Origin of the sequence: Chryseobacterium sp. c4a (assembly GCF_009900745.1) — a bacterium.
Taxonomy (GTDB): Bacteria; Bacteroidota; Bacteroidia; order Flavobacteriales; family Weeksellaceae; genus Chryseobacterium.
On the sequence record NZ_WXVU01000006.1, the window covers coordinates 213,968 to 231,039 of the forward strand.

General features: G+C 36.2%; 15 protein-coding genes. 11 read left to right on the forward strand and 4 right to left on the reverse strand.

What is annotated here, in order from left to right; all coding sequences use genetic code 11:
* The first annotated feature begins 24 nt into the window (after positions 1–24).
* The 4 genes from cysI (at position 25) to GTR01_RS10880 (ending at position 6,956) form a co-directional block, all read left to right on the forward strand.
* Entirely contained in the window at positions 25–1,698 is a 1,674-nt protein-coding gene (gene cysI, locus GTR01_RS10865) for an assimilatory sulfite reductase (NADPH) hemoprotein subunit (RefSeq protein ID WP_160137860.1), read from the forward strand.
* 413 nt (positions 1,699–2,111) lie between these two features.
* On the forward strand, positions 2,112–4,985 hold the full coding sequence (locus GTR01_RS10870; RefSeq protein WP_160137861.1) for a TonB-dependent receptor: 2,874 nt from the start codon (positions 2,112–2,114) through the stop codon (positions 4,983–4,985).
* Positions 4,986–4,989: 4 nt separating this feature from the next.
* Positions 4,990–6,510 carry a TSUP family transporter gene (locus GTR01_RS10875; protein WP_160137862.1) on the forward strand — a complete coding sequence of 507 codons (1,521 nt, stop codon included), beginning with the start codon at positions 4,990–4,992 and terminating at the stop codon, positions 6,508–6,510.
* Between the two features lie 218 nt (positions 6,511–6,728).
* Entirely contained in the window at positions 6,729–6,956 is a 228-nt protein-coding gene (locus GTR01_RS10880; protein ID WP_160137863.1) for a hypothetical protein, read from the forward strand.
* A gap of 239 nt (positions 6,957–7,195) precedes the next feature.
* Here GTR01_RS10880 and GTR01_RS10885 read toward each other — a convergent pair whose 3' ends face one another.
* Positions 7,196–7,699 carry a hypothetical protein gene (locus GTR01_RS10885; RefSeq protein ID WP_160137864.1) on the reverse strand — a complete coding sequence of 168 codons (504 nt, stop codon included), beginning with the start codon at positions 7,697–7,699 and terminating at the stop codon, positions 7,196–7,198.
* A 154-nt stretch (positions 7,700–7,853) separates the two neighbouring features.
* Between GTR01_RS10885 and GTR01_RS10890 the strand changes: the two genes are divergently transcribed.
* Positions 7,854–8,357, forward strand: coding sequence for a GNAT family N-acetyltransferase (locus tag GTR01_RS10890; RefSeq protein ID WP_160137865.1), 504 nt, complete (start codon positions 7,854–7,856; stop codon positions 8,355–8,357).
* A 456-nt stretch (positions 8,358–8,813) separates the two neighbouring features.
* Complete coding sequence (locus GTR01_RS10895) at positions 8,814–9,296, forward strand: hypothetical protein (RefSeq protein WP_160137866.1); 483 nt, start codon at positions 8,814–8,816, stop codon at positions 9,294–9,296.
* 188 nt (positions 9,297–9,484) lie between these two features.
* Here the strand turns inward: GTR01_RS10895 and GTR01_RS10900 are convergent, their stop codons facing one another.
* On the reverse strand, positions 9,485–10,753 hold the full coding sequence (locus GTR01_RS10900; protein WP_160137867.1) for a M24 family metallopeptidase: 1,269 nt from the start codon (positions 10,751–10,753) through the stop codon (positions 9,485–9,487).
* Positions 10,754–10,899: 146 nt separating this feature from the next.
* On the opposite strand from GTR01_RS10900, the gene GTR01_RS10905 reads away from it, so the two are divergent.
* On the forward strand, positions 10,900–11,775 hold the full coding sequence (locus tag GTR01_RS10905; RefSeq protein ID WP_160137868.1) for a helix-turn-helix domain-containing protein: 876 nt from the start codon (positions 10,900–10,902) through the stop codon (positions 11,773–11,775).
* Positions 11,776–11,795: 20 nt separating this feature from the next.
* On the opposite strand, the gene GTR01_RS10910 is transcribed toward GTR01_RS10905, so the two are convergent.
* Positions 11,796–12,188 carry a Fur family transcriptional regulator gene (locus tag GTR01_RS10910; protein ID WP_160137869.1) on the reverse strand — a complete coding sequence of 131 codons (393 nt, stop codon included), beginning with the start codon at positions 12,186–12,188 and terminating at the stop codon, positions 11,796–11,798.
* A gap of 88 nt (positions 12,189–12,276) precedes the next feature.
* Here GTR01_RS10910 and GTR01_RS10915 point away from each other — a divergent pair, with 88 nt between their 5' ends.
* The 3 genes from GTR01_RS10915 to GTR01_RS10925 all read left to right on the forward strand — a co-directional run bounded on the left by GTR01_RS10915 (position 12,277) and on the right by GTR01_RS10925 (position 15,296).
* Positions 12,277–12,615: a MerC domain-containing protein gene (locus tag GTR01_RS10915; RefSeq protein WP_160137870.1), complete on the forward strand. Its 339-nt coding sequence runs from the start codon at positions 12,277–12,279 to the stop codon at positions 12,613–12,615.
* A 6-nt stretch (positions 12,616–12,621) separates the two neighbouring features.
* Complete coding sequence (locus GTR01_RS10920) at positions 12,622–13,821, forward strand: GTP-binding protein (protein WP_160137871.1); 1,200 nt, start codon at positions 12,622–12,624, stop codon at positions 13,819–13,821.
* Positions 13,822–13,898: 77 nt separating this feature from the next.
* The gene (locus tag GTR01_RS10925) at positions 13,899–15,296 is read left to right on the forward strand and encodes an alkaline phosphatase (RefSeq protein ID WP_160137872.1); all 1,398 of its coding nucleotides are present in this window, start codon (positions 13,899–13,901) and stop codon (positions 15,294–15,296) included.
* A gap of 109 nt (positions 15,297–15,405) precedes the next feature.
* Here GTR01_RS10925 and GTR01_RS10930 read toward each other — a convergent pair whose 3' ends face one another.
* Positions 15,406–16,197, reverse strand: a complete 792-nt coding sequence (locus GTR01_RS10930; RefSeq protein WP_160137873.1) for an XRE family transcriptional regulator — start codon at positions 16,195–16,197, stop codon at positions 15,406–15,408.
* Positions 16,198–16,633: 436 nt separating this feature from the next.
* Here GTR01_RS10930 and GTR01_RS10935 point away from each other — a divergent pair, with 436 nt between their 5' ends.
* The gene (locus GTR01_RS10935) at positions 16,634–16,918 is read left to right on the forward strand and encodes a bacteriocin-like protein (RefSeq protein ID WP_160137874.1); all 285 of its coding nucleotides are present in this window, start codon (positions 16,634–16,636) and stop codon (positions 16,916–16,918) included.
* Positions 16,919–17,072: the final 154 nt, after the last annotated feature.

The following is a 17,072-nucleotide window of genomic DNA, read 5'->3' on the forward strand; positions in this document are numbered from 1 at the left end:
TGTACCCTTAAAAGAAAAACAATTATGAACCATAAAGATAATCTTTCCCCTGTAGAAAGAATTAAAACCCAAAGCAACGGACTCAGAGGAACCTTAAAGGAAAGCCTTGCCGATGATTTTACCGGAGCGATAAGAGAAGATGATCAGACTTTAATCAAGTTTCACGGAATGTACCAGCAGGATGACAGAGACAGAAGGGAAGAACGTGTTTCCAAAAAACTGGAATGGCTGTATTCTTATATGATCAGATTAAGGCTTCCCGGCGGATTTTTAACTTCGGATCAATGGATAGGAGTGAATGATATTGCCAATGACCATTCTACGGGAACCATTAAAATTACAACCCGTCAGACGCTTCAGCTGCACGGTATTTTAAAGTCCCATTTAAGACCAACCATTCAGAGCTTTAATATCAATCATCTTGATTCTATTGCAGCCTGTGGTGATGTCAACAGAAATGTGACATGTACAGCCAACCCATCAGAATCCCCATTGCATAAGCAGACTTATGAGTTAGCAGGTAAAATCAGTGAAATGTGTCTTCCGAAAACCAAGTCTTACTATGATATCTGGATTGATGATGAATTAATTGTAGATCGAAAAACGGAAGAAGATCCTTTATATCAGGACAGATACCTTCCAAGAAAACTGAAGATCGGAATTGCGGTTCCTCCTAACAATGATGTAGATGTCTTCATTAATGATATTGCCCTGATTGCTATTATTGAAAATAACGAGATCGTAGGATATAATATCGCAGCAGGAGGTGGATTGGGAGCAACACATGGAAACGAAGCTACTTATGCTCGCCTTGCCTCTGTTCTTGGATTTGTAGATTCTGAGGAAAAAGCTTTAAAAGCCGTTTATGAAATCATTACCGTACAACGAGATTTCGGAAATCGAAGTGACAGAAAACTTTCAAGATTAAAATATACCATTGATAAACTTGGAATCGATCAGTACAGAACTGAAGTAGAAAAAAGAACAGGCTTCAGTTTTGAACCTGCCAGAGAATTTAAGTTTGAACAGAGAAAAGACCGCTATGGCTGGACTCAAAATCATGAAGGGAAATGGTTTTACACCGTTTTCGTAGAACATGGAAGAGTTCTTGACATTGAAGGCTATCCTTTGAAATCCGGACTATTAAAGATTGCTCAGACAGCACCCGTGAATTTCAGATTTACCTGTAATCAAAACCTGATTGTTGCCGATATCAAAGAAGAAGATAAAGCAACTATAGAAAATATTTTACAAGAATATGGAATTTTAGAGAGTACCGAAAAAGCAAGTGCCCTGCGTAAAAACTCTGTAGCGTGTGTAGCCTTGAATACCTGTTCATTGGCTTTAGCGGAAGCACAGCGTTATTTGCCGTCCCTGGTTACCAAAATAGAACCTATTCTTGAAAAATATGGCCTTTTAGAAGATGACATTACGATCAGAATGACTGGATGTCCTAACGGATGCGGACGTTCTCCTAATGCCGAAATCGGATTTGTAGGAACAGCTTATGGGAAATACAATCTTCATATTGGAGGCGATCGATTGGGAATGCGTCTGAATACAAAATACAGAGAAAATATTGGTGAAGAAGAAATTCTGACCACGCTGGATGAACTTTTCGGAATCTATGTAAATGAAAAGCATACAGAAGAAACATTTGGTGACTTTTCATACCGTTACTTACAAACCTTAAACTGAAAATATGACAAGCCTTTTTTATGACCTGAAAAAACTAAAAAAACATCAACCATTTCTTCTAAGTGAGCGAATGTGTATGTGTTGTTGATTTTTAATAATAACAAACATACAAACTGTTTGAACCCTATTTGATACTACAAAACATAAAAATTACAGTTTAAATAAACCATTAAGAACAATTAAGATTTTTAGGAAAATTAAAATTAACCTAAGCACCACTTAAAGCAAATCTCCTTCTTAATACTCTTATCCTCTTATTATATCTTAATGGTTTAAAAAACTCTCATAATACTCAAAGTGTACTTTGTACACACAAAGCTTTTATTTTAAGCAACTTCAGTATTATAACTTTTGTGTTTTAAAAATTAAAGTTTCAAACAGCTCCATTCTTACTCACCCAAAATAGAAGAACAATGAAAAACAAAAGACAGGGATATTTCCTGCCTAAAACAGGAGTTATACTATTCACATTTTTATTCTGCAACCTTGCAGAAGCACAACAGCTTATAGAATTAAGCGGAATCATCAGAAATACAGGAACCCAAAAAGGACTTGATGCAGTAAAAGTACAGATTGAAAACACACAGGATACCGCATCAACAGATCAGCTTGGGAATTTTAAGATCAGAACAAGGGTAACCATTCCTTTTCGTTTGATTATCCACAAAGATGGCTTTTCCAGTCAGACAGTAGAGATCCTTTCGCTTTCCAACAAACTTACCATCGGACTTAATCCTCAGAATACCATTATTGATGATGTTGTTATTTCTGCTTCCCGTATTCCTGAAAAAATATTAAAATCTCCGATCGCGATTGAAAAGATTGATATCAAAACCATCCGCGAAAGTCCGGCAGCCTCTTTTTATGAAACTCTGGAAAACGTAAAAGGATTACAGCTTCTAACATCCAGCCTTACGTTGAAAATTCCTAATTCCAGAGGATTCAATTCTCCTAACAATTTCAGATTTATGCAGTTGGTAGATGGCGTAGATGTACAGTCTGCTACATTAGGAGTTCCACTCGGAAATGCAATTGGCCCTACAGAACTGGATATTCAGTCTATGGAAGTCACTCCGGGAGCAGCCTCTGCGTTATATGGGATGAATGCCATCAATGGATTAGCCAGTTTACAGACCAAAGATCCCTTTACCTCAGAAGGAGTAAGTGTATATTTTCGGGGCGGAGTGAATCACGTAGATAATGTCAATCACAAAATCAGTTCTCTGGGCGAAAGTGCCATCAGATTTGCCAAAGTATTTCATAAAAACTTTGCCGTTAAAGTAAACGCCTCTTATTTTACAGGTGTAGACTGGATTTCAGATAATCATACCGACCAGAATCCAAATTCCTTAATTACTGCCAACCCAAATTTTTCTTTAGCCAATAATCCTGCAGAAGACCTTTGGAACAAATATGGTGATGAAAGAAACAATAGAGTAGCGGTAAAAGTAGATTATAATGGAAAGCCCACCACGTTCAATGTTTCCAGAACCGGATATCTTGAAAAAGATCTTGTAAGCCCGGAAGTAAAGAATATAAAATTCGATGCCGGATTATACTATCGTTTTGGAGATCAGTGGAAAGCATCTTATGTTTACCGTTACGGATTGCTTGATGGAACTTTTCAGCGAGGAAATAAAATCCGTTTACAAAATGCTACCGTTCAAAACCATAAAGTAGAACTTACCGGAAAAGAATTAACATTTAGAGCTTATGTTTCTATAGAAAACACAGGAGATTCTTACAATCTGAAACCTTTAGCTGATAATCTGGATCTAACCAATCTTTCCAACAATAATTGGAAAAGTATCTTCCAGACAGCACTTCAGAATAATCTGAATGCAGGAACAAACCTCAATGAAGCTCTTATTATTGCCCGTCGCGAAGCTGACAAAAATAGAGTAATCCCCGGAACTGCAGCCTTTGAACAGTTAAAAAACACCATCATCGGAATCAACAATTGGGATTCTGCCAATGCAGGAATTATAGGAGCACCACCAACGGGAGGAGCAAAACTGGAGCAGAAATCCAGGTTTTATCAAGGCGAACTGACCTATGATCTTAGTCGGTTTGTAAAGATTTTTAATCTTCTGGCCGGAATAGACTATCGCCTGTACAGCATCACTCCGGATGGGAACAACTTTGTAGACTTCAACAGACCTGTTAATGAAAGAAATATTCCTTTATCCAATGGGACTTTTGGTAAGGATGTGATTTATCAGAAATACGGAGCTTTTGTACAGATTACCAAGCTTTTCTTTGATGAAAAATTAAAAATCAATGCGGCTCTCCGCATCGATAGAAACCCTGAATTTGAAGCCAAACTCAATCCGAGAATAAGTGTTGTGTATTCTCCAGTTAAACAGCACAATTTCAGAGCTTCTTTTCAAAATGGATACCGTTTTCCATCCTTATTTGAAGCCCTTTCTTTCGTGAATAATGGAAATGTAAGAAGAGTAGGTGGTCTTTCAAAAGTGAATGATGGCTTGGGGTACCTGGAAAATTCTTATACTCTTGCTTCCATCGACAGATTTACTTCTGCTGTGAATGCTGATGTAGATGGCGGAAAAAGCCAAAGCCAGGCTGCTCAGGACAACAAGCAACTCCTGGCTGTTGCCAATCTGCAAAAACTACAGCCTGAAAAGATCAATTCATTTGAAATAGGATATAAATCTGTTTTCTTTAATAACAAACTGGCTCTGGATTGGGATTTTTACTATAACATCTATGAAGGATTTCTTGGACAGGTAGAAGTAGCTGTTCCTAAAAATAGTCAGGTAGGAAGCAATACAGCCGTTTTAGCAATGCTCGACAGAAGTAAACAAGACCGATACAGAGTTTATACCAACAGCAACAGCACTTACAAAAGTTATGGTAGCTCATTGGGGATTCGATACAATGTGATTAAAAATTACAATGTCAATGCCAATGTATCTTACAACGATCTGGCTTCCAACAATACTTCAGACCTGTTTATTACAGCCTTTAACACGCCAAAATGGATGGTTAATGTAAGTGTAGGAAACAGAGAGATTATCAAAAATATTGGTTTTACAGTGGTAGCAAGATGGCAAAGTGGTTTTGACTGGGAAAGCCCTTTAGCATCAGGAAAAATTCCTGCATACTATACTATCGATGCCCAGGCTAGCTGGAAAATTCCTGAAATTCACGCAAATGTAAAAATTGGAGCGACCAACTTACTGAACAGACGTTACTTCCAATATGCAGCAGGCCCTGAAATTGGAGGTTTATATTATCTCGCTTTTACGTATGACTTAAAACTGTAATGAAATGAGCAATTCCTTATATCCCGTATTTTTAAAACTTGAAACATTATCGTTATTGATTATTGGTGGTGGAAAAATTGCTTTGGAAAAACTGGAATCAGTATTGGGAAACTCTCCCGAAACACCCATAAGACTGGTAGCCCGTGAAATCAGTCCGGAAGTCAGAGCTTTACAAAGTCAATTTTCTAATATAAAATTATACGAAAGACTCTATAATGATGACGATTTTAATGATGCTGATCTGGCCATTATTGCTGTCAATGATATTGAATTAGCAGCTCAAATTCGTGAAGATGCCCATCAAAAAAACGTATTGGTTAATATTGCAGATAAACCCGACCTATGTGATTTCTATCTAGGTTCCATTGTTAAAAAAGGAAGTCTTAAAATTGCCATTTCCACCAATGGAAAATCTCCCACCATTGCGAAAAGACTCAGAGAAACATTCACAGAAACCATTCCTGATGAAATGGATCTTGTCCTTGATAATATGCAGAACATTCGCAATCAGCTAAAAGGAGATTTTAATCACAAAGTCACAGAACTGAATAAAATTACCACTCAATATTTATCTGATGGAAAACTCTCCCCAGCAAAAGCCGATCTTGAGATTGAAAAACTCATCAGCATTACTAAAACAGCCCAAAGAAAAGCTAATATTTATTTAGCCATCATAGGAGTCATGCTGCTTATCGGAATCTTTGGTCTTGTAGTCTATCAGTTTGATCTTTCTAATGATATTCAAGCTTTTCTCAGTAAAGATGGTCATATTTTTTACTGGATGCTGTTTGCCGGCTTTATGGCTGAAATTGTTGCCGGATCCATGGGAATGGGATATGGTGTTATCTGTACAACGATATTACTATTACTGAATGTTCCACCACCCGTTGTAAGTGCCAGTATTCACTCAGCAGAGTCTTTTACAACTGCTGCCGGAGGATTTAGTCATTATAAACTGGGAAACGTTAATAAAAAAATGGTTTGGGTATTATTTCCGCTGGCAATTGTGGGATCTATCATCGGAGCATTAACCTTATCACATTATGGCGAACATTATGCTCATATCGTAAAACCCATCATTGCCTGTTATACTTTGTATTTAGGAGTAAATATTCTCAGAAATGCTTTTAAGGACAAAAACAAAAGCCGTATCAAAACCCAAAAAAGAACCAATCTGAGAGTACTGGGACTTGTTGGTGGTTTTATTGATTCCTTTGCTGGAGGCGGTTGGGGACCATTAGTCACCGGAACATTGATTAAAGAAGGCAGAATTCCGCGCTATGTGGTGGGAAGTTCAACGGTCGCTAAATTTTTATTAACGGTTACAAGTGCCATCACTTTCATTTTCACCATTGGGATTCATCATTGGAATATTGTATTGGGACTTCTGTTGGGTGGAGTTTTTACAGCACCATTTTCCGCCATGTTGACCTCCAAACTCCCTACAAAGAAAATGTTTGTGGTCGTGGGAATTGTTGTTATTCTGATGAGCCTGGTAACAATCTTCAAATCATTTTTAAAATAAGGAAGCCTGAGGCTGGAAGAGGAACGTTTCTAAAGCCCGAAAAACAGTGATAGTCCTCTGGTATTCTTTCAACAAACATTTATTTGCACCACTTTCAGAAATAGTATGTTGAACAGGAACTTCCAGCCTCCAGCTCCCAACCATTTAAATTCAGTAAAAGTACTGTATAAACTCCATAAAAGTATAGTTACCTTTGGCTTAACATTAAAACTAAACTCATGAAAAAATTAAACAGAAAAACGCTAAAGAATATTGCCGGAGAAATTGGTATTGAGATCAATTTGCCCCTTCCGGTAGGAGTCTGCATCGGAAATCTTATTGGTTTATGTCCACCCAATTCCCATTGCAGAGCAGATGAAAGATGTTATCCGGATGTTGCAGGACCTTGTATTAATGGTCTATGCCCATCAGGATATCAATGCCGTTCCGGTGAATGTGTAAGATAATACTAAAATTATATAAATATAGAACCTTTATCCAGTGTTGATAGAGGTTTTTTTGTATGTATTCCCATTGAGAAATAAGATATTAGTATTTTAAATTAACGCAAAGTTTTTATAAACTAAACCATTCATGTATGTGCCTATCTGGTGCATTTTAAAACCATATGGATACATAGTTTTTTGAATAAATAATTTATGAAAATAAATAGATTTGTATACTGGCGTTTTAAATAATAAGTAGTTTATTTTCTGTCCTTTATCCCGATCAGCTTTAAGGCATTAGAAGTCAAAAAGATGTCATCAAAAACATTTAATGATTCTACATCGCTAAAACCAGAAGGTTTCAGATCGTTTTTATTGAATGATAATTCTATAGAAGTATCGTAAGAAGCTACAATTCTTACTTTTGAATATCCATTATAATCTACTCTGAAGCCTTCAAACATACAATTACGCTCAGCTTTCTGATATTCACCATATTCCTCAAAACCTGCCATATCTGTTCTTTCATCATTGCTGTCATTATGCTCCAATGATTTCCATGAAGCATAATTTTTGGGTTCCTTTAATACATTTCCTGAGGGATCTACAGGAACAAACATTCCCAATGTAAGGGGTTGTTTTAAAAAATTGGCATAATTATTCATCAAACTCAAGGTCTGAAGATCGGCATATCCTTCGTGGGCATAATATTCAAGCACAAAGGTTGTCATCGGAATCAGCTTATGGGAAGCATCAGTCGGCATACTAGGTTTTTTCTTTTTCGGCCGATAAAATTAGTCTTTTTATTGATGTCACCCAATGCACGAGATAGAATCAAACGGTATTTATACCCATTCTGAATAACAATAAGGAAAGTTTCCCATGCATTTTTCGTAACTTCGTCCCATAACAGGAATAATGATAGTGAATACTTCTTTGCAGGATATGGAGGCAGTCCTTGGTTTATACAAAATGGCTTCTGATTTTAAGAAAACCGTATCTGGCGTACAATGGCCTGAATTTGATCGGAATATGATCGAAACAGAAATCAATGAAAACCGACATTTTAAAATTACAGTAGATGGCCAGATAGCCTGTGTATGGAGTATTACTTTTGATGATCACCAGGTTTGGGCAGAAAAAAATGAAGACCCGGCTATCTACATTCACCGAATTGCCACCAATCCTAACTTCCGTGGACAAAAATTTGTAGAACAGATTGTAGAATGGGCAAAACAATTTGCTCCCCAATACAACAAATTATATGTGAGAATGGATACCACAGCAGGAAATCAAAGGTTAACAGATTACTATGTAAAGTGTGGATTTACCTATCTGGGTGATAAGAAAATGACCGATACGGAAGGTCGTCCGGATCACTATCATAATGCTACCATGGGACTTTTTCAACTTGAAGTATAAAGATTCTTTTATTTTCAGACAGGGTTGAACATCATTCAATAAAGTAACAACCATTTTTCCTGGTTCTTCAAAAGGAATCAGATGGGATGAATTTTCAAACCATATTCCTTTTTTAAAAGGAAATTTTACATTTTTAAGCCATTGCGCCGCAGGTTCTGATGGAGTGGTATAATCGTGTCTTCCCATCAACATAAAAACAGGAATTGGAAATGCTTTAACATTCTTAAAATCAATATCAAGAAACTCAGGATTCTTATTTACATGATTAAATTCAGCTTTAACACGCAATAATCCAGACACATACATAAAAACCCACCTAAATTAAAATTCAATAATACGAATGAAAAACACCAATATTTATATTCAGCCTCTATTATAATCCATTCATTATCAATACTTAATTTCCATTAATTTAAAAAAGCTTATCTTTACGCTAACCAAACAAATCACATTAATATGTCAGTAACACCAGAAGGAGCTAGGAAGGCTCAGTTATCTTTATCTGAAAGAGCTCCCGTCGCTCACGCCGTTCTTTCAGGAGCAGAAAATATTTCAAAGTACAGCAATGGAGTATGCCACGATGTGGTTGCTTATGCCCTTTACATGAGAGGAGCCAGCATCAGCCCTGATCAATTAGCAGGTTCTGCAGGCCAGAAATGGTTAGAAACCTTCAACTATACCGGAGGAAAAAAGTGGGATGGATATTCTCCAATTCCTAAAGGAAAAGCCATTGGTTTCTACAGACCTATAGACAAAACATGGTTTCATTCAGCCATTACAACAGGAAACGGCAATGAAATCAGATCCGTCAACGGATTTGCACTAGGTTCCGCATGGTCTGTTCCGGTAGATATGAAATGGGTTCTTGGGAAAATCAATTCCGATGGAACGTTCAACTATGACGGAACTAAAATAGAAGTGTATATCTCTCCTTTATAGCAGATATCAAAAAAATAAAGCCTCTTTAAAATAGTTTTAAGGAGGCTTTTTTATGCCCTTATGACACTATTATTTTTTGCCACAAATACAATAATTAGGGCATTCGTGGCATTTTAATTAGATAGAAACAATCCTTCCTATAGGAAAGTCTATTTTTTTAGAAAAACTTTTTTATCTTGCAATTTTCACTAATATTCTGCCCTCATCAGATGAGTAGAGTTTATATTGAGTTCAATCCCTCTGTCACTGCCTACAATTACAGTTCCTCCGATATTGGCAAGATGGTTTCCAAAAGCACAATTGGGCTCAAAAGCAAAACACATTCCTTCCTGTAATACTAAATCTCTGCCAGGGTTGGGTAATCTTCCCACATTTCCGTATCGGGTGGCTTGTGGTAATATTTCTATCCCCGGAGCAGTTCCAAATCCAATCGAACCATAAGGATTTATACTATGTATTAAAGGATGTACATGCCATCCGCCAGCTTCTAAAAGCGGCTTTTCCATGACATCCACAACTTCGCCAAAAGTTATTCCCGATTTCAAAACATCAACTCCTGCTTCATAACACGCACGCGCAACAAGAGCAGCACGTTCAAGATTCGGATGTATATTCCCAACAGCCACTGCAGCCTGATGCTGTGTTTCATACATCCCATACAACGCAAAGATCTCAGACAAAACAATATCTCCTTCTTTAATGATTCTAGGAGGCTGTGACCGATATTGCCACGCTGGCGGCCCCCAGCCAATATATTCAGGCCCGGATCCCATTAATATTTCAGCCGTAAATCCACCCATTGAAATACATGTTGAAGTAATAGCTGCTGCTACTTCAGCTTCGCTTACACCGGGTTTAACAGTCATTCTCATGGCTTCACTCATGGCTTCCCCAATATAGGCAGCATGTCTGATTAAAGCTAACTCTTCATTACTTTTTGGAGCTGTAAGCTTGAAAAAATCCATGTAAACAGGCTTTATTTCAGCATTGGGAAAGACTTCCATAATCCCTTTCCATGTACGATGGGGGAGCGCTCCGTCAAAGTAAAAGGGTGGATAAGGTTCCAAACCAATAATTCCAATCTTGGGTGTATCTGAAAGTCCCATTTCTTTAAGGATATTTCCAATATGAGCACCCGTTTTACCAACATAGATTTGTTCAGGCTCAATCCATTGCTGATCTCCACGAAAGGCAGCCTGCATATGATCCGCTACCATCATAGAAGCAAAAGTGACAACAATTGGCTTTTCTTCTTTGTGAAAAATCACAACAGACCCAAGTCTGTCATTGGTAAAATAATGATCCATACAAAACGGAGCAGGTGCTGCAGATTCTCGATCTCCGTAGATAATAAGGCTGTCCAGTTCATTTTTTCTCATGATGATGCGTGCAATATCCCAACGACGATCACGCTCTTTCAATGATAAAGGCAATGGTATTTCCATTTTTGTTTTCATAACTCTTTCTTTATTAATTATTAAAGCTGATGCAAAGTAAGTGGACCGGTGAACAAAGGATATTATCCCAAAAGAAGAATAAATGTGCAATACGTTTGTTTTTTTGAAAAATAAGAACCTTCTTTACCTAGAATTTAATTTACGATATGAAAAGAGTGGAAGATGTTGAAAATTACAGTATACCTTATGTATCCGAGAAAATAAGTTTGCAGAACGTAGAAGGAATCGTAGTAAACAGAGCAGAAGATTCTGTACGAAAAGGATTAACAAATTATCCGCATACGGTCAATGGTTTTATCTGCGCCATCTGTATAAAAGGAAGAGCTGAATTGAAAATAAATTTTCAAAAAAGAAGATTAGAGCCCAATACGCTGATGGTTGTGCTTCCCGGTTCTATGATGGAACCGATAGACATATCAGAAGATCTGCATATAGACACTATTTTTTTCGATCCTGATTGTATTTCCAGAGATTCTCTTTCGAATAACTACATGCTTTTTAACGAGATAAGGCAGACCTCATGTATCGGGTTAAATGATAAGGATTTTGAGATCTTTAGAAAGCATCATGCAAGTATTTCTATGCATTATCATAGAGAGGAAAGCAGGAGTAAAGCAGATATTCTTCAATTCCTTTTATTAGCTCTTTTGACAGAAATAAAAGAGGTATATAATATCAATAATGAACAGAATCAACAACATACAAGAGCAGCGGAATTAACAGCTGTTTTCTTTGATCTATTATACCATCATCATAAAGAAGAAAGAAGCGTTTCCTTTTATGCGCAGAAAATGTATCTCACCAGTAAGTATTTGACTACCATCATCCGTAAACAAACAGGGAAGTCTATCCTGGCTTGGATCAATGAAGCCGTTGTAGCACAAGCCAAATCGTTACTGAAAACAACCAATCTGTCAGTAATGGAAATTACAGATATACTAAATTTTTCTGATTCATCACTATTTTGCCGGTTTTTCAAAAGATATACCGGTATGACTCCTTCTGCTTACAGAGGAAATTAAAATAGAGATCTAAAAGTTATTTATGCATCCATTGTACATTTTGGACACACCCCACTGATAATAAAATTGTATTCCTCAGCAATAAAATGTTCCGGTAAGCTAATTTCAGGAATCGCGTTTTCAATACATGTCACCGAATGACATTTTTTACAATTAAAATGAACATGATTATGAAAATGTTGCTCATGAGTACATTTTCCACTGCATTTTGCAAAATTAACAACCCCATCTACATTTACGATTCTGTGAATAGCTCCCTCGTTTTCAAGTCTTTCCAAAACCCTATAAATAGTAACTCTATTACACAAATCACCTAACTTCTTCTGAATATCAGAATGACTTAGAGCCACCTCAGAACCATTAATAAGGTTTAAAATTTCAGTTTTTGCGTGAGTATTTCTAACTTGTTTCATATTTTTAATGCAACAAAGTTGCGTTATTTAAATTTTTATATATACCTTTGCAACAAAGTTACAATAACAAATTTAAATTCTGATCTTTATGAAGTCTAAAATTCTTGATGCAGTAGGAATCTCAGCAGCAGTACTATGCCTGATTCATTGTATTGTCTTCCCATTATTACTTATCATTCCCTTAGGAATATCGCATAATCCATATATTGATCTGACGTTTCTTCTGATTGGAACACTTGTCGTATACAGACAAACCAAACAAATGACCAATAATTGGCTACAAATTCTATTTTGGGCTTCCATTGGATGTATCGCGGGTTCAATATTAATTGACTTTATATTTGAAATTCATCTGCCCTTGATCTATATTGGTGCGGCAGGACTGATTACGGCACATCTTATCAACTTTAAAAATCACAAACACTAAGAAGATATGAAAAAGAAACTTCCCGTTACCGTACTTAGTGGTTTTCTAGGAGCCGGAAAAACAACTTTATTAAACCATGTGCTTCATAATAAACAAGGCTTGAAAGTAGCCGTTATTGTCAATGATATGAGCGAAGTTAATATCGATGCAAGACTGGTAGAAAATCAGAATACCCTTTCAAGAACTGAGGAAAAGCTGGTAGAAATGAGTAACGGATGCATCTGTTGTACATTAAGAGAAGATCTTATGGTAGAAGTAGAGCGCTTAGCCCATGAAAACCGCTTCGATTATCTCTTGATTGAAAGCACAGGCATTAGTGAGCCTATTCCTGTAGCACAAACCTTCACTTATATTGATGAAGAAAGTGGAATAGACCTTTCCCGTTTCAGCTATGTAGACACCATGGTTACCGTAGTGGACTGTTTCAATTTCATGAAAGATTTTGCCTCTAATGAACGATTAACAGATCGTGATCTTACTGATATTGACGGAGATTACCGTACCATTGTAAACCTCCTTACTGACCAAATTGAATTTGCTAACGTTATTATTTTAAATAAAACCGATTTGATTGATCCGGAAACACTCGGATTTTTAAAATCTGCCCTAAAAAAACTTAATCCGGAAGCTAGTATTATCGAGTCAGAATTTGGTCAAATTGATCCCAAACAAATCTTAAATACCAAACTATTTGATTTTGATAAAGCGCAATCTTCAGCAGGTTGGCAAAAAGAATTGCAGGCAGATCATCATATTCCTGAAACAGAAGAATATGGTATAGGTTCTTTGGTATTTAGAGATAAAAGACCATTTCATCCGGAAAGACTTTGGGAATACCTTAACCATTATCCCGAAGGTATATTAAGAGCCAAAGGACTTTTCTGGCTAGCTTCCAGACCGAATGATGCACTTAACTTTTCTCAGGCAGGTGGTTCATTTCGTTTGGAAAAAGCTGGAGTCTGGTGGAGTAGTATGCCGATGAGCCATAGGGTGCAATATCCTTCTTTTGTGGAAAATCAGGAATTTATTGAAAATAGATGGGATAAAAATTGGGGTGACAGAATCAATGAACTGGTTTTTATTGGTCAATATCTTAATAAAGAACAAATCTTACAAGATCTCAGAGATTGCCTAATTAATGACCAGGAAAAAGAATTATTTGACCAAAAAACAGATTTTGAAGACCCATTTCCAGAACATATTTAAAATTAACAATCATTTAATGCAACAAAGTTTCATTAAATAAAAATATATAATAATTTAGTGCTTTATTGATACAATATATGGATAGAAGAAAATTTTTAAAAGGTTCAGCATTGCTTTCGGGTTTATTATCCTTATCGCCCTCTGAACTTTGGAGTTTTAAGAGGAATATTGAATCTCCCGCAACCGGAAAAGCCAAAAATATTATATTCATGATCAGTGATGGAATGAGTCTTGGAACCCTTTCAATGGCTGATCTTTATTCCAGAAATATAGTGGGGAAAGAGAGTCATTGGCTCAGTTTATATCATCACAAAAAGGTTTCACGAGCATTAATGGATACTGCTTCTGCAAGTTCAATTGTAACGGATTCTGCAGCAGCCAGTTCAGCTTTTGGAGGCGGAATAAGAGTACAAAACGGAGTATTAAATATAGGAGCTAATGGCGAAAACCACCTCCCAATATGGCAAAAATATAAAAAAGCAGGAAAAAAGATCGGTTGTGTTACTACTGTTACTGTAACGCATGCCACACCTGCAGGATTTTGTGTCAATTCCTCAAAAAGAAATGCCGAGCCTCAAATTGCAGAAATGTATGCAGAACTAGAAATAGATGTTTTGATGGGAGGTGGAGATGAATTTTTCAATCCATTAAAAAGGGAAGATCAAAAAGATCTCTATTCCACCTATAGAAAAAAGAATTATCAAATCCTGAAAGATCGTACGGATTTAAAAACCATAAAAAAAGGAGAGAAGATATTAGGAATATTCAATACGGGAGCTTTGCCTTACAGCATTGATAGAACTCATCTTCCTGAATTCAGAAATACCCCTACTTTAGCAGAGATGGCTACGATAGCGATTGATCAGATGAAGGGACATACAGAAGGCTTTGTTCTTCAGATAGAAGGCGGAAAAGTAGACTGGGCCGCCCATGCCAATGATATCGCAGCATTGATTCATGATCAACTGGCATTTGATGAAGCCGTAAAAGCAGTTATGGATTTTGCTGAAAAAGATGGAAATACTTTGGTAATTATCACCACAGATCATGGAAATGCCAATCCCGGAACAATCTATGGAAAAGACGCTACCAAAAACTTCAACAGTATCTCATCCTATCAATATACCAATGAATATATCCTGAATAAAATCCATAAAGATCATTCCACTAAAGACATTAAAGACTGGATATATGAAGCCAACAAACTGGTTTTGAATGATGATGAAGCTAAACATTTGCAAAGCTTTTACAATGGTTTGGAAAAAGAAGAAGAAGGACTTTATAATTATAAAAAACTACCCTTTAAATTGTATTCAGACATTCAGAAAAGCAGAAATTCTGTAGGCTGGATCAGCATGGATCATTCAGGAGATTATGTAGAAGTGGCGGCCTATGGGCCAGGAAGCCAGTACTTACAGCCTTATATTAAAAATACAGATCTGCATAATCTAATGATTAAGGCTTCTCCCATATAAATTGGACGTATTTTAACATCATATTTTACATTTTAGCTGGTTTTAAAACAGGCTCTCCAATTCATTTTGAAGAGCCTGTTTGCTTGGTAAGACGAACTGATAAATTCGTTTATTTTGAAGACTTTCTACGGCGTGTAGACACTTTTTTATCTAATTCTTTGATATCTTGCCTTAGTTCTCTGAACATTTCCTTGAAATTGTAACTTTCATAATCTCCAGGTTCAAAATCTTCCGGGAAAATTCCTGAAGCATACTGCCAGATTTCAACAATATCTTCAAACGGAATATCATAAGGCTCATAGAAGGTATTATCTGCACTTACACAAATCGCGTTTCCTTTATTTTCCTTAAAACGTTTATAGGTAATACCATCATTTTGGGTGATGAAAACATAAGTCTTTCCAGGTTTTAGCTCATCAATTCCCTCTACATATTTTCCTACAATATAGGAACCATTTCTGAAGGGTGGCATCGAATCTCCATCTGCCGGAAAAGCTCTATATTTTCCATTATTTAAAAAAGGAAGGGCAATGCGCTGAAGACTCTCAATATATCCCACATCACTGTATCCTTCCAAATATCCCATAGAAGCTTTCTGTGGAATAATTTCTATGGTATCATTTCCAAGATCATCCACCGCTACAGGAAGAACAATTCTGTTATCCGGAAGCTTGAGCATGTCTTCTGTGGAATATTTCTGAAGATCCACTGATAGTAACAGATCTATGCTCACATGAAAATACTTGGCTATTTTTATAAGAAGCTCCATGGGAGGTTCTGAAATTCCATTTTCGTATTTAGAATATCTCACTCGAGAGATGGCAAGCTCATCAGCTACATTTTGTTGAGAAAGCTTTCTCTTGGCTCTTAAAGAGCGTATATTATTTGAAAAAATTGACATTGATAGAAGTATGTCCGCAAAAATACGAATTTGCTTCCTGTTATCAATAATCAAGACAGCTTTTACCGTAAAATTTGGAGAATTTTATTACTTCTTAACGAAAGCTATCTAAATTGACTCAAAAAGTAGCTCGTTTTTACAGATTCACTACTCATTTTTGAGACCAAAAACCTCATTTTAACAAATATTAAATATTAACCATAAAAAAGTTCATTTACATTAAAAATATTAACTCTAAAATTTAAAATTTGAAATATGTTTTTTAAAATTTAGTAAATCAAACAGATACAAATAAAAAACGATATTTTTAAAATTACCCATTTATATTAACGAAATATTAAATAATAAAATTGTTTAATTATTTTATTCAAAACAATATGAGTTTATTATTATTTATCATATATTTGCTATGTATTAATCATATAAAATTTTAATCATGAAAAATTTCAAAAAACTAGACAGAAACGAACTAAAATCAATTTCAGGAGAAGGATTACTTGATCCAATCGGAGGTTTACTAGGAGGTCTAGGAGGCGTTGTTGGTGGCGTTCTTGGAGGAGTAGGTACTATCGTTGGCGGTGTTGTTACCGGAGTAGGATCTACAGTAGGTGGTGTTATCGGCGGTGTAGGTACCGTTGTAGGAAACGCTTTATGCCAAACACAGTGTGTAGTTAATGGTGTAATCCACATCAAATTATTAGAGTGTGGTTCTACTTGCTAATCAGCAACCCCATTAAAAGTTAAAAAAGTATGCCGCTCTGAAAAGAGCGGCTTTTTTTATTTTTATTAATATCTATACTAAGCTATTCTTTAGACACTTAGTTCTATTTTTAGCATCGAATAGAACAAACCAATAAAGCAACATTGTTGCATTA

What these genes read in the sequence shown, in the direction of transcription:
- GTR01_RS10880 (WP_160137863.1), top strand. Translation starts at nt 6,729, where the DNA reads ATGAAAAAATTAAACAGAAAAACGCTAAAGAATATTGCCGGAGAAATT.
- GTR01_RS10935 (WP_160137874.1), top strand. Translation starts at nt 16,634, where the DNA reads ATGAAAAATTTCAAAAAACTAGACAGAAACGAACTAAAATCAATTTCA.
- GTR01_RS10885 (WP_160137864.1), bottom strand. Translation starts at nt 7,699, where the DNA reads ATGCCGACTGATGCTTCCCATAAGCTGATTCCGATGACAACCTTTGTG.
- GTR01_RS10900 (WP_160137867.1), bottom strand. Translation starts at nt 10,753, where the DNA reads ATGAAAACAAAAATGGAAATACCATTGCCTTTATCATTGAAAGAGCGT.
- GTR01_RS10875 (WP_160137862.1), top strand. Translation starts at nt 4,990, where the DNA reads ATGAGCAATTCCTTATATCCCGTATTTTTAAAACTTGAAACATTATCG.
- GTR01_RS10920 (WP_160137871.1), top strand. Translation starts at nt 12,622, where the DNA reads ATGAAAAAGAAACTTCCCGTTACCGTACTTAGTGGTTTTCTAGGAGCC.
- GTR01_RS10910 (WP_160137869.1), bottom strand. Translation starts at nt 12,188, where the DNA reads ATGAAACAAGTTAGAAATACTCACGCAAAAACTGAAATTTTAAACCTT.
- GTR01_RS10925 (WP_160137872.1), top strand. Translation starts at nt 13,899, where the DNA reads ATGGATAGAAGAAAATTTTTAAAAGGTTCAGCATTGCTTTCGGGTTTA.
- GTR01_RS10895 (WP_160137866.1), top strand. Translation starts at nt 8,814, where the DNA reads ATGTCAGTAACACCAGAAGGAGCTAGGAAGGCTCAGTTATCTTTATCT.
- GTR01_RS10905 (WP_160137868.1), top strand. Translation starts at nt 10,900, where the DNA reads ATGAAAAGAGTGGAAGATGTTGAAAATTACAGTATACCTTATGTATCC.
- GTR01_RS10890 (WP_160137865.1), top strand. Translation starts at nt 7,854, where the DNA reads ATGATAGTGAATACTTCTTTGCAGGATATGGAGGCAGTCCTTGGTTTA.
- GTR01_RS10870 (WP_160137861.1), top strand. Translation starts at nt 2,112, where the DNA reads ATGAAAAACAAAAGACAGGGATATTTCCTGCCTAAAACAGGAGTTATA.
- GTR01_RS10915 (WP_160137870.1), top strand. Translation starts at nt 12,277, where the DNA reads ATGAAGTCTAAAATTCTTGATGCAGTAGGAATCTCAGCAGCAGTACTA.
- cysI (WP_160137860.1), top strand. Translation starts at nt 25, where the DNA reads ATGAACCATAAAGATAATCTTTCCCCTGTAGAAAGAATTAAAACCCAA.
- GTR01_RS10930 (WP_160137873.1), bottom strand. Translation starts at nt 16,197, where the DNA reads ATGTCAATTTTTTCAAATAATATACGCTCTTTAAGAGCCAAGAGAAAG.